Genomic DNA, 13,857 nt, shown 5'->3' on the forward strand with positions numbered 1-13,857 from the left:
GGATTTCATTGGGCACCTCCGGCGATGACCGTCATGACGTCTTCCACGGAGACGTCGTCATTCTTCATTTCGGCGACCATCGCCCTGTCCTTGATGACCGCGATGCGGTCACTGAGGCGAAGTACTTCTTCCAGTTCCGAGGAGATGAAAAGGATGGACATCCCCTCCTCCGCGAGCTTGTTGACCAGTTTCTGGATCTGGGTTTTCGCGCCGATGTCGATTCCCCTGGTCGGTTCATCGAGGATCAGCAGTTCGGGGGAGGTGACCAGCCAGCGTGCGAGGAGAACTTTTTGCTGGTTTCCGCCGCTGAGGTTGCGGATCAGCGCATCGGGGTTCGCGGGGCGGATGTCCAGGGTTGCGATGTATTCGGCGACCAGTTCGTCCTGGACGCGGCGGGGGATGCGGCGGGACCAGCCTTTGCTGGCCTGCATGGCGAGCACCAGGTTGTCGCGCACGGACAGGTCTCCGATGAGGCCTTCCTCTTTGCGGTCCTCGGAGCAGAACCCGATGCGCTTGTCGATGGCGGTGCGGGGGGAGCGCAGTTTCTGGCTGTCTCCCTTGATCTTGAGAGAGCCTTCATCGGCCCTGTCGGCGCCGAAGATGAGCCGGGCAATCTCCGTCCGGCCCGCTCCGAGCAGACCCGCGAGCCCGACGACTTCACCGGGGTAGATGGATAGGTCGACGTTGGAGACCGATCCTTTCCGGCCCAGACCGCTGGTCTCAAGGAAGGGGGGCAGCCCGGCAGCTGAACCGGCCCGCGTGCGGGCCGGGGCGTGGTCCAGTTCGGCGAGGGCTTCCATGTCCTTGCCGATCATCCTGGAGATGAGTTCCATCCGGGAGAGGTCGCGGGTCATGTACTCGCCCACGAGTTTGCCGTTGCGGAGCACGGTCATGCGGTCGGAGATCTCGTAGACCTGCTCGAGGAAGTGGGAGACGAACAGGATGGCCACTCCGCGGTCACGGAGGTCCCGGATGACACGGAAAAGCTGGTTGACCTCATCGGCATCGAGGCTCGATGTTGGTTCATCCAGGATGAGGACCTTGGCGTTGATCTCGACGGACCTGGCAATGGCGATGAGCTGCTGGACCGCTATCGAATGGGAGGACAACAGGGATCCGGGGTCAACATGGCCCAGATGCAGCTCCGCCAGGACCTCCCTGGTCCGGGAACGGACGCCCTTCCAGTCGATGGTGCCGCGGCGGCGCGGCTCCCGTCCCAGCAGCACGTTTTCTTCAACCGTCAGGTTGGTGCACAGATTGACTTCCTGGTAGACGGTGCTGATTCCGGCCGCCTGGGATTCGGCGGGAGTCGAGAACCGCTGGGGCGCGCCGAGCACCGTTATCGTGCCGGAATCAATGGTGTACACGCCGGTCAAGGCCTTGATCAGGGTGGATTTGCCTGCACCGTTCTCTCCCATGAGGGCGTGTACTTCACCCTGGAACAGGCGGAAGTTGACTCCGTCGAGCGCCTTAACTCCTGGAAATCCAATAGCTATGTCGGTCATCTCGACGACCGGAACGATTTCGTTCATCCTCGCATCTTTTCTGTGCTAGTTCTGCCGAGCGGCGGGCTGCCGTGCGGCGGCGGTGATCCGCCGCCGCACGGTCGTTCAGGGGTGCCCGGACTTAGTAAGGGCGGCTGGCGAGAACCTGCTTCGCCTGCTCCTGGGTGAAGGTCGTTTCCTTGGTCACGACACGCTCCGGAACGCTCTCACCGGCGACAACCTTCTTAGCCAGATCCATGAGCTGGTCACCGAGCATCGGGCTGCATTCGACGATGTAGTTGATCTTGCCGTTGCTCAGGGCCGTCATGCCGTCCTTCACCGCGTCAATGGTGATGATCTTGATGTCCTTGCCCGGGACCTTGCCGGCTGCTTCGATGGCTTCGATGGCGCCCAGGCCCTCATCGTCGTTATGGGCAAAGACAACATCGATCTTCGGGTTGTTCTTCAGGAAGGCCTCCATGACCTGCTTGCCGCCGCTGCGGGTAAAGTCCCCGCTCTGGGAGGCAATGATCTTGAGCTTCGGGTCAGCCTGGATGGCATCGGCGAAACCCTTCTTCCGGTCATTGGCAGGCGCGGATCCGGTGGTGCCCTGGATTTCGACGATGTTCACGGTGCCGGAGGCGGACTTGGAATCGTTGACGAGCCAGTCTCCGGCCTTCTTGCCCTCTTCGACGAAATCAGAACCGATGAACGTCTTGTACAGGGACTTATCTGAAGAATCCACCGCGCGGTCGGTGAGAATTACGGGGATTTTCGCGGTCTTGGCTTCCTTCAGCACGGTATCCCACCCCGACTCCACCACGGGGGAGAAGGCGATGACGCTGACCTTCTGCTGAATGTAGGAGCGGATCGCCTTGATCTGGTTCTCCTGCTTCTGCTGCGCGTCGGAGAACTTCAGATCGATCCCGGCCGTCTTGGCGGACTCCTGAACAGACTTGGTGTTGGCCGTACGCCAGCCGCTTTCGGCACCGACCTGGGCAAAACCCATGGTGACCTTGTCACTGCCCGCGTTGCCGGCAGCACTGCCGGTTCCGCCGCAGGCGGTCAGGGTAAGCATCGATGCGGCGGCAACCGCAATAAGGGACTTCTTGAACACAACATCCTCCCGGAAGCGTTAGTTACATGCAGGCGGGAGAATCTCGAACACCGCCATTGCTGCAAGTGAGCCGATGAGCTCTGCGACTCATTGTGAACGCTAACAAAGAATGCCGTCAAGTAGTCCGGGTCACAATTCGATGACTTGGCTGCCTCCTTGGCCGGCGGCGCGGCCAGCGGGGGACGGGGTTGAATCCCGGGAGGGGTCCGGCGAGCGATTCATCCGACAGCAATACTTGTCAAGCCTCTTTACAACACCGCGAAGATGTCCAATACTTTTCCCGACGCGCATTTTGTTAGCGTTAACAGCTTCTGTCACCCATTCACCGGCGGCCACGCCCGAGGACGGTATTGCACCCTGCAACCGTCGGCGGCCGCCCTGCCTGAGCTGCGCCGGCTAGCCGGCGGAACCGTTCAATGGAGAAAGGCCATCTCTTCCCATGCCATCACGTTCATCAAGTCCCGCAAAGCGGGCCTGCACCCTGGCGCTAGCCGGATCACTGGCGGCAGCGATGCTGTCACTGGCCCCGGCATTGGGCGCCAACGCAGAGTCCGCAAATCGAACCATCAACGTCAACGCCGCTGAGGCCGGGCCCAAGATCGATCCGGCCATGTATGGGGCCTTCTTCGAGGACATCAACCAGGGCGCCGACGGCGGCATCTATGCTGAGCTCGTGCAGAACCGGTCGTTTGAATTCAATGCGGGGGACAACCGCACGTTTACGCCGATGACCGCCTGGGAGGTCCTGAAGCGTGGCAGCGACGGAACTGCCGCCGTCGTCAATGACGACAACCGGCTGAACCAGAACAACCGGAACTACCTGAAAATCGAAGCTACCACTGCCGGCGCAGGCGCCGGCGCTGGAGTCGGGGTCCGCAACAGCGGCTGGAACGCGGGGCAGAAGCTCGAGGCGCACAAGAAGTACACCTACTCAGTCTGGGCGCGCACGTCCAACCCGGCCGGAACAAACCTGGCTGTAACGCTGGAGACCCCCGAAGGCGCCCGGCTCGATCTCGCGTCGATCAAAGTCAAAGGTGACAAGTGGGCTAAATACGATGTGACGCTGTCGCCCAAATCGTCCACCGGGGCCGGCCGGCTGGCGACAGTGGTGCAAGGGACCGGCACCGTCAGGCTCGACATGGTCTCGCTCTTCCCGAAGGACACCTGGAACGGCAGGGAAAACGGCCTTCGCAAGGACCTCGCCGAAAAAATTGCGGACCTGAAGCCGGGATTCCTGCGCTTCCCCGGCGGCTGCATCGTCAACACGGGGAGTTACGACACGTATTCGGCGCCCAATTACACCCGGTCCCGCACCTACCAGTGGAAAGACACCATCGGTCCGGTGGAACAGCGGCCCGCGAACCGTAACTTCTGGGGCTATAACCAGACGTACGGACTCGGCTACATGGAGTATTTCCAGTGGGCCGAGGATATGGGTGCGGCCCCGGTGCCGGTCGTGCCGGTCGGCGTCACGGGCTGCGGCGACAACAACAGCGCTCCGGACCAGGCAACCCTTGACCGGTACATCCAGGACACCCTGGACCTGATCGAATTCGCCAACGGTGACGCCAGTACCACGTGGGGCGCCAAACGCATTGCCTATGGCCACCCGGCGCCCTACAACCTGGACCGCCTTGAGGTTGGCAACGAAGAGTACAAGCCTGAATTCAAGCAATACTTCGTCCAGTTCCAAGACGCCATCCGCGCGAAGTATCCGCGCATCAAGATCATCAGCAACACCGGCCCGGATGACCAAGGCGCAATCTTCGACGACCTGTCCAAGTTCAACACCGATCGAAAAGTCGACATGGTCGACGAGCACTACTACAACGATCCGTCCTGGTTCCTGAACAACAATCACCGCTACGACTCCTATGACCGCAACAGCTACAAGGTCTGGCTCGGGGAATACGCATCGTTGGGCAACAAGCCGGCCAACGCACTCGCCGAAGCGTCTTACATGACCGGCCTGGAACGCAACGCAGACGTTGTGAAGATGGCCTCGTACGCGCCTCTGATCGCGAATGAGGCCAACACCCAATGGAGCCCGGACATGGTGTTCTTCAACGGAACCTCTGTGCGGACCACCCCCAACTACGAGGTCCAGAAGCTGTTCATGACCAACGTCGGCACCCAGGTGGTGCCCAGCGCGCAGAAGAACCCGGCCTCAACCGTGGTGCCGATTGCAGGGAAGATCGGGCTGTCCACCTGGGCCACCTCCGCCAAATACGACAATGTGAAGGTGACCGGCAGCGACGGAGCCGCGCTGTTCAGCGACGACTTCTCGGGCACGGCCGCCGCCTGGACGGGCAACGGCACCGGCTCCTGGTCGATCCAGGACGGCGCCTACGTCCAGTCAAGCACCACGGCACAGAACACCATGGTCACGGCCGGCAGCCCGGAGTGGAGCAACTACACGCTCAGCACGAAGGCCACAAAGCTGGCCGGTTCCGAGGGGTTCCTCGTCTCCTTCGGCGTCAAGGACACCGGAAACTACTTCTGGTGGAACCTCGGCGGCTGGAACAACTCGAAGTCCGTCGTCGAGAAGGCCGTCAACGGTGCCAAGACCACTGTCATTGAAAAGAACACCGTGATCCAGACCGGCCACGAGTACGACATCCGCATCGAAGTCACCGGGCGCACCGCGAAACTCTACCTGGACAACGTTCTGTGGGGAACGGTGGACGACACCACCGCCGATCCCGTCTACTCGGTGGTCACGAAGGATGAAAAGTCGGGCGACACCATCGTCAAGGTCGTCAACACTTCAACCGACAAAGCGCCGGTAGACATCAACGTGACCGGCGCCGCCAACATCGCAGCCACTGCTGCGGTGACGACACTCACCGAGACTGCCGACGGGCAGAACCTAGCCCCTGCCGCCAGCACTTTCAGCGGTGCAGGTCCGAAGTTCACCTACACCTTCGAGCCCAATTCCGTCACGTTCATCCGCTTGGCTGACGGCAGCTCACGCAAATAAGCGGGGCAACGGAGTTTTCAACGCGGAGGGGCCGGCCCGGCCAGCCGGCCGGCCCAGCCCGGCCCCTCCCGGCCCCTCCGCAGCGTTCAAAAAACGACACCCGTGCCACCTGGCAATTTCCTCCGCGGCAGGCCGCGGCAACGTATCGGAGATCCAATGACGAATCACGTATCCAGGCGTAATGTCCTCAGGCTCGGGGCGGCTGCGACGGCGCTTCCGTGGCTTCCATCGCTTGCAGCGGCAACGACGGCGGCCGCTGCGCAAGGGCCCATGGCGACTGCCAACGGCCTTGCCTCGGCCATTACCGTGCGTCCCTTCAATCTGTCCGATGTCACCCTCGGCCCCGGAGTGTTTGCGCGGAAGCGCGAGCTGATCCTCAAGTTCGCCCGGGGCTACGACGAGCGGCGCTACATCAACGTATTCCGGGCCAACGCCGGCCTCCAGCCCATTGCCGGCGTAACCCCCTTGCCTGCCGGCGGCTGGGAAGGCCTCGACGGAGAAGCAAACGGAAATCTCAGGGGCCATTTCACCGGCCACCACATGTCCATGCTGGCCCAGGCCTATGCCAGCACAGCTGAGGACGTGTTCGGGACGAAACTGCGCAACCTGGTGTCCTCGCTCCACGAATGCCGGCAGGCGCTGACCCGAGAACCCACCGTCCAAACAACCGCGGGGCACCTCGCCGGGACCGCCGTCGACCTGGCCAGGGGGGCCTACATGTACGGCCAGCTTCCCGCCGGTACCGCCGACGGGCTTCCCAGCATGACATTCGCCGCGTGGGTGCGTCCCACGGCTTCCGCCAACTGGACTCGAATCTTCGACTTCGGAAATGACACCAGGGCATATGCGTTCCTGGCGCAGCGCGACGGCAGCGGGCTCCCCCGGTTCGCCATCACGCGAAACTTCGCGGGCGGCGAGCAGACGATCGTCGGGTCCGCGCCCTTGCCGATCAACCAATGGAGCCACGTTGCCGTTACGCTCGGCGGGGGAACCGGCACCCTGTGCGTCAATGGTCAGCAGGTCGGCCAAAACACCTCCATGACACTGACCCCCGCAGCGCTCGGGAGCCTGGCGAATGTATGGCTTGGCCGGTCCCAGTACAACGACCCCCTGTACGCCGGCGCATACCAGGATGTGAACATCTGGTCGAGTGCCCTGACCGCAGCGCAGATCGGAGAGCTGGCCAGGGCACGAGCGTCCGCCACATCAGCAGGCGGCGGTGACATCGCCTCCGTCGACTGCGGTGAGACGAGCGGATCCACGCTCACGGACACGTCCGGCAAGAACCGGCATGCCACCCTGCGGCGCACCTGGGGCCAGCCCAGCCACCCCGGTTTTTTGGCGGCCTACCCGGAGACGCAGTTCATCGAACTGGAGACCCGAACCACCCCCGACTACACCCGTGTCTGGGCCCCTTACTACACGGCCCACAAGATCCTCAAGGGCCTGCTGGATGCTTACACGGCCACGAAGGAACCGAAAGCCCTTGACCTGGCGGTCGGCCTCTGCGACTGGATGCACTCGAGGCTGAGCAGACTCACCCCGTCCGTGCGCCAACGCATGTGGGGGATCTTCTCCAGCGGCGAGTTCGGCGGCATCGTCGAGGCTATCCTGGAGACCCACGGCCACTCCGGCAAACCGGAGCACCTCGAGCTCGCCAAATACTTTGACCTCGACTCCCTCATCGACGCGTGTGCCGACAACAAGGACGTCCTCACCGGCATTCATGCCAACCAGCACATCCCGATCTTCACCGGCTTGATGCTCATGTACAACACCACAGGCGAAGAGCGCTACTTCACAGCAGCCCGCAACTTCTGGGCAATGGTGACGCCCACGCGGATGTACAGCATCGGCGGAACCAGCCAAACCGAATTCTGGAAAGCGCCGAACCAGATCGCCGGCACGCTCGCTGACACCAACGCCGAAACCTGCTGCGCCTACAACATGCTCAAGCTCTCACGTGAACTGTTCTTCAAGGAGCAGAACCCCGCATACATGGACTACTACGAGCGGGCACTCGTGAACCAGGTGCTCGGCTCGAAGCAGGACCAGGACAACGCCGAATTGCCGCTCGCGACCTACTTCATTGGCCTTGAGCCTGGCGCAGTCCGCGACTTCACCCCGAAGCAGGGGACCACCTGCTGCGAAGGCACCGGCATGGAATCAGCGACGAAGTACCAGGATTCCGTGTACTTCACGGCCGAGGACAACAGCGCACTGTACGTGAACCTGTACATGCCCTCCGCACTCAACTGGCCGGACAGGAACATTACAGTCACCCAGGAGACCGCTTATCCGTTTGAGCAGCGGACAAAACTTACTATCGCCGGGTCCGGCCAGTTCGAGCTCCGGCTAAGGGTCCCGGCGTGGGCCACGGCAGGCTTCACCGTCCGCGTCAATGGGACTCGTATCGATGCCCAGGCGACGCCCGGCACCTACTTCACCGTCGCCAGGACGTGGAAGAGCGGCGACTCCGTTGAGATTGACTTGCCATTCACGCTCCGAGCCGAACGGGCCTTGGACGACCGGACTATTCAGACCCTCATGTACGGACCCGTCCACCTCGTCGCACGGGACAACCGCAGTACCCTCCTACCGTTCAGCCTGTATGGAACGGCCAAGCTCAACGGAGACCTCGCCCCGGCCGTGCAGCCGCTCGCCGGCAAACCCCTGCACTTCACCCTGGCCGGCGTCGAACTGGCACCCTTCCTCGAGGGAACGACCGATGCCTTCCACTCCTACTTCCGGCGGACTGAGCCGTCAGTGGTGTTTGGCGGCGCCGAATCCGGGGTCGCCAACCCCATGCGGGCCAATAAGTCCACCCTGCTTGACGACGTCTGGGATGCTGCTCCCTTCCTGAACAAGCCGGAACTGCTGAAGGGTGTGGCCCGGGTGGCCGGCACATGGGTCACCGAAGGCGGGCTCACCCAGTCTGATGCTGACCGAATCTACCGGGCCGCGCAGCGCGGAGCCTTCTCGCCTCCGGCAGGGGAGATCGATGACCTCCAGGGGATCGCAGATGCAGCCCGCGCGGCGGGCACCATCACCGTCGAATCCCACGCAATGCTGAGGGCCCGGCTGGAGTCGGCCCGGAAGGCAGCTGCGGAGAAGACCACGGCGAAGACCGTGCAATACCTCAACCAATACATCGACTTTGCCCAGCGAAGCGTCGGTGAGCCGGCCCTGCGGGACCTTCTGGTCAGCGGCGCGCAGGCGCTCATCATCAGGCTGACCTCCTGAACCGGTCTGCCCAAGAGGCCGGCATTTAGTTCCCATCCCGTCAACCGCGGCCTCGCGGCCGCCCTAACGAAAGCATCCTTCATGCCCCTAACGATTCTCAGAGCCCGCACAGGGCCGGCCGTCCTCACGGCGGCTGCCCTTGTGCTTGGCGGCCTCGCCGCAGGCGCCCCCGCCCAAGCCGCAATTGACGACGGCCTCGTCCTCAAATACAGCCTGACCGAACCGGCCAGCTCTGTAGCCGAAGACACCTCCGGACATGGCCGCAACGGCGTGATCAGCGGCGATGCCACCAGCCTGGGCAGCGAAGGGCTGCAGCTCGGCGGCACGGACGCCCATGTCCGCCTGCCGAACGACGTTATGCGCGGGCTCGACTCCATCACCGTCTCCACCGACGTGAAGATCGCGCCCGACCAGGGTGCCCCCTACTTCATTTGGGGACTGGGCAACACCAGCAACGGCGCAGGCAACGGCTACCTCTTCACCACCGGCAACTCCTACCGGACCTCCATCGCCAGCGGCAACTGGTCAACGGAGCAGACCACCAGCGCCAACCGCGATCTGGCACGCGACGCGTGGAAAACCATTACCTATACACTCAGCGGCGGAACGGCCGTTCTCTACGAAGACGGTACGGAAGTTGGGCGCAAGACCGGCGTCACCATCACCCCGGGAAGCATCGGGGGAGGAACGACGACGGCGAATTACCTTGGCAGGTCCGTCTACACCGGAGACAAGTACCTGAAGGGGCAGGTCCGCGACTTCCGCATCTACAACCGTGCCCTCTCGGCAGCCGAAGTACGCGAGCTCGGCTACGTGTCCCCGGAACAGCGGGTGGCCCTCGATCTCCAAAATCTGTCGCTCGGAGACACCAGTGCTGTGACGGCCGACCTGAAGCTGCCCACTGCCGGACCCAACGGCTCGGCTTACACCTGGACCTCCTCCGATCCGGCTTCCGTGTCACCCCAGGGAATTGTGTCCCGCCCGGCCAACGGAACAGGAAACGCCACCTTGACCCTGACCGCCACGGCCACCTCCGGCGCGGCATCGGCGTCGAAGTCGTTCTCCGTCACGGTGCCCGAAGACATCAGCGACGACCAGAAAGTCAGCGAGGCTGCCGCAGGACTGAACGTGTGGGATGCCGACGCGATCCGCGGGAACATCACCCTACCCGCGGCGGGGTTGCTCGGAACCAAGGTGGAGTGGAAGTCGAACCACGACGCCGTCATCACTGCCACCGGCGAAGTCAACCGGCCCGCCTACGGCAGCCGGGCGGCAAGCGTTGATCTGCAAGCAACCGTCACTCGCGGCAAGGCGAAGTCCAAGAAGAAGTTCCGTGTCACCGTCCTTCCGCTGCCCAAGACAGAGGCCAAAGAGGGCTACGCCTTCGCGTACTTCACCGGCAACGACATCGCCGGGGAGAACATCTCCATGGCTGCCAGCCGGGGAAATGACGCACTGAAGTGGGACGAACTCAATGGCGGAAAGCCGGTGGTGAAGTCCAGTCTTGGCACAAAGGGCCTGCGCGACCCGTTCGTCATCCGCTCGCCGGAAGGCGACAAGTTCTACATGATCGCCACGGACCTCTCCATCGGCAGTGGAACCTCGTGGGACGCCTCCCAGCGCCAGGGCAGCCAGTACCTGGAAGTCTGGGAGTCAACGGACCTTGTGAACTGGTCCGGGCAGCGGCACGTCAAAGTCTCCCCGGACACCGCGGGAAACACCTGGGCGCCTGAAGCCCATTACGACGAGAAAATCGGAGCCTACGTCGTCTACTGGGCCTCCAAAATCTATGCCGACAACGACCCGGGCCACGCGGGCGGCACCCACAACAAGATGATGTACTCCACCACGCGGGACTTCCGGACCTTCAGCGAGGCCAAAGTCTGGAACGACCCGGGTGACTCCGTCATCGACTCCACTGTTATCAAGGAGGGCGACACCTACTACCGCTTCACCAAGGACGAGGCCCGTGTCTCCGGGTGCCTCGACATCATGCAGGAGAAGTCCACGGATCTGCTGGCCGTCGATCTGCCCGAAACGAACCCGCGCAACTGGTCCCTGATGGCCAACTGCATCGGCAAGAACGCCGGGACCGGCGGCGTTGAAGGGCCGACCGTCTTCAAATCGAACACTGAGGAGAAGTACTACCTGTTCGTGGATGAGTTTGGCGGCCGCGGCTACATCCCGCTGGAGAGCACCAGCCTGGAGAACCCCAACTGGAAGCTCTCGACCAACTACGAGCTGCCGCGGGCTCCGCGCCACGGCACCGTCCTGCCCGTAACCAAATCGGAGTTGGACCGGCTGCACAGCCAGCTGGGTTAAGGCCCCGCGTCTCAGCGCGCCGCATCGCAGCGTCTGACATTTAGCAGGACAGGGGGCTCCGCCATGCCGGCGGGGTCCCCTGTGCTGTTTTTGCAACCGCAGGACCTGGAAATTGGTCACGGCCAATGCTTGACGCGCGGATATGTTAGCGTTCACAATCTAAGAGAATCATTTACGTTTTCGACACCGGGCACAGGGGCCAGTACCTCCCGGATGGAGGTTTTAGCATGCAATCTGTTGATGACACCGGTTTCACTGCCGGCAGCGAAACCTATGTGATCGGGGTGGATTACGGCACCTTGTCGGGCCGTGCCGTGGTGGTGCGGGTCCGCGACGGCAAGGAGCTGGGCAGCGGTGTGTTCGACTACCCGCACGCGGTGGTCACCGGGGCCCTTCCGGCGGATGTGGCGGACGTAGCCGATGGAACAGTAGCCCGGCTTCCCGGGGAGTGGGCGCTTCAGGTGCCGAACGATTACCGGGATGTACTCCGGCACGCTGTGCCGGCGGCGATCGAGGATGCGGGGATTGACCCGTCCGCGGTGGTCGGGATCGCGACGGACTTTACGGCGTGCACGATGGTGCCGGTCAAGGCTGACGGCACTCCGCTGAACGAGCTGCCGGGCTTCGCGAACCGGCCGCACGCCTACGTCAAGCTCTGGCGTCACCATGCGGCACAGGGCCAGGCGGACCGCATCAATGCGCTGGCGGCGGAGTTGGGCGAGACGTGGCTTCCGCGCTACGGCGGGCTGATCTCGTCGGAGTGGGAGTTCGCCAAGGGCCTGCAGCTGCTGGAAGAGGATCCGGAAGCGTACGCGGAGATGGACCATTGGGTGGAGGCGGCGGACTGGATCGTCTGGCAGCTGTGCGGCAACTATGTCCGCAACGCCTGCACGGCCGGCTACAAGGGCATCTACCAGGACGGCAATTACCCGTCCGAGAAGTTCCTGGCCGCCCTGAATCCGCAGTTCAGGGACTTCGTGTCCGCCAAGCTGGAGCACACCATCGGCCGCCTCGGCGACGCCGCCGGCTTCCTCACCGCCGAGGCCGCTGCCTGGACCGGACTGCCTGAGGGCATCGCGGTGGCCGTCGGCAATGTGGATGCTCACGTCACTGCACCGGCGGCCAAGGCTGTGGAGCCGGGCCAGCTCGTGGCCATCATGGGCACGTCCACGTGCCACGTCATGAACGGGGATGTGCTGCGCGAAGTGCCCGGCATGTGCGGGGTGGTGGACGGCGGCATCGTGGAAGGACTCTGGGGTTACGAGGCCGGCCAGTCCGGTGTGGGTGACATCTTCGGCTGGTTCACCAAGTACGGCGTCTCCCCGGAATACCACCAGGCTGCTGCGGCCGCGGATCTGGGCATCCACGAATACCTGACCGAACTGGCCTCCAAGCAGGCGATCGGCGAGCATGGCCTGATCGCCCTGGACTGGCACTCGGGGAACCGGTCCGTGCTCGTGGACCACGAACTGTCCGGTGTGGTGGTGGGCCAGACGCTGGCCACGCGCCCGGAGGACATCTACCGGGCGCTCCTGGAGGCCACGGCCTTCGGCACCCGCACCATCGTTGACGCCTTCCGCGACTCGGGCGTGCCGGTGAAGGAATTCATCGTGGCCGGCGGGCTGCTGAAGAACAAACTCCTGATGCAGATCTACGCCGACATCACCGGGCTGCAGCTCTCCACCATCGGCTCCGCCCAGGGCCCGGCCCTCGGCTCTGCCATCCACGCGGCCGTCGCCGCGGGCAAGTACGCGGACATCCGGGCAGCCGCGGCGGCCATGGGCTCAGCCCCCGGAGGCGTTTACACTCCCATTCCGGCGAACGTCGCGGCCTACGAGGAACTCTTCCGGGAGTACCGCACTCTGCACGACTACTTCGGCCGGGGAACCAACGAGGTCATGCACCGGCTCAAGGCCATCCAGCGGAAGGCCGCCAGCCAGCGCAACGACGCCAAGTCCCTGCAGGCACGGGCCCTCCTCACCGAAGGAGTCCCCGCGTGAGCGCCCTGCTGGATACCCTGGCCCGCGTCCGGGCCGAGGTCTGCGCACTCCACGCCGAACTCACCCGCTACGAACTGGTGGTCTGGACCGCCGGCAACGTCTCCGGGCGCGTCCCGGGCTATGACCTCATGGTCATCAAGCCCTCCGGGGTCTCCTATGACGACCTGACCCCGGAGCTCATGGTGGTCACGGACCTGTACGGCACTCCGGTCACCAGCCTGTCGGCCGACGCCAACGGCGAACCGGCGCAATGGGAGAACCCCGCACTGACTCCGTCCTCGGACACGGCTGCGCACGCCTACGTCTACCGGCACATGCCGGACGTCGGGGGAGTGGTGCACACCCACTCCACCTACGCCACGGCCTGGGCGGCGCGGGGAGAATCCATCCCGTGCGTGCTGACCATGATGGGTGATGAATTCGGCGGCACCATCCCGGTGGGCCCGTTCGCGCTGATCGGGGACGACTCGATCGGCCGCGGCATCGTCGAAACCCTGCAGGCCTCCCATTCGCCCGCGGTCCTGATGCAGAACCACGGCCCGTTCACCATCGGCAAGGACGCCCGGTCCGCGGTCAAGGCCGCCGTCATGTGCGAGGAAGTGGCCCGCACGGTCCACATCTCACGGCAGCTGGGCGAGCCGCTTCCCATCGACCCGGGCCAGATCGAATCCCTCTACGCCCGCTACCAGAACGTCTACGGCCGCTAGGCCC

Annotated in this window: 7 protein-coding genes; 5 read left to right on the forward strand and 2 right to left on the reverse strand. The window is 63.7% G+C overall.

What is annotated here, in order from left to right:
• Positions 1–5 precede the first annotated feature (5 nt).
• Entirely contained in the window at positions 6–1,532 is a 1,527-nt protein-coding gene (locus tag AC1DDG_RS11185) for a sugar ABC transporter ATP-binding protein (protein WP_476876118.1), read from the reverse strand.
• Between the two features lie 94 nt (positions 1,533–1,626).
• A complete protein-coding gene (locus AC1DDG_RS11190) occupies positions 1,627–2,601 on the reverse strand; it encodes an ABC transporter substrate-binding protein (protein ID WP_476876119.1) in 975 nt (324 codons plus the stop codon).
• Positions 2,602–3,040: 439 nt separating this feature from the next.
• Here AC1DDG_RS11190 and AC1DDG_RS11195 point away from each other — a divergent pair, with 439 nt between their 5' ends.
• The 5 genes from AC1DDG_RS11195 to AC1DDG_RS11215 all read left to right on the forward strand — a co-directional run bounded on the left by AC1DDG_RS11195 (position 3,041) and on the right by AC1DDG_RS11215 (position 13,853).
• On the forward strand, positions 3,041–5,581 hold the full coding sequence (locus AC1DDG_RS11195; protein WP_476876120.1) for an alpha-L-arabinofuranosidase C-terminal domain-containing protein: 2,541 nt from the start codon (positions 3,041–3,043) through the stop codon (positions 5,579–5,581).
• 156 nt (positions 5,582–5,737) lie between these two features.
• Entirely contained in the window at positions 5,738–8,824 is a 3,087-nt protein-coding gene (locus AC1DDG_RS11200) for a beta-L-arabinofuranosidase domain-containing protein (protein ID WP_476876121.1), read from the forward strand.
• A gap of 81 nt (positions 8,825–8,905) precedes the next feature.
• The gene (locus AC1DDG_RS11205) at positions 8,906–11,146 is read left to right on the forward strand and encodes an immunoglobulin-like domain-containing protein (RefSeq protein ID WP_476876122.1); all 2,241 of its coding nucleotides are present in this window, start codon (positions 8,906–8,908) and stop codon (positions 11,144–11,146) included.
• Between the two features lie 227 nt (positions 11,147–11,373).
• The gene (araB, locus tag AC1DDG_RS11210; protein WP_476876123.1) at positions 11,374–13,146 is read left to right on the forward strand and encodes a ribulokinase; all 1,773 of its coding nucleotides are present in this window, start codon (positions 11,374–11,376) and stop codon (positions 13,144–13,146) included.
• A complete protein-coding gene (locus AC1DDG_RS11215; protein WP_476876124.1) occupies positions 13,143–13,853 on the forward strand; it encodes an L-ribulose-5-phosphate 4-epimerase in 711 nt (236 codons plus the stop codon). Before araB ends, AC1DDG_RS11215 begins: the two co-directional genes overlap by 4 nt.
• The last annotated feature ends 4 nt before the right edge of the window (positions 13,854–13,857 follow it).

This window comes from Arthrobacter sp. 10L430, assembly GCF_056395245.1.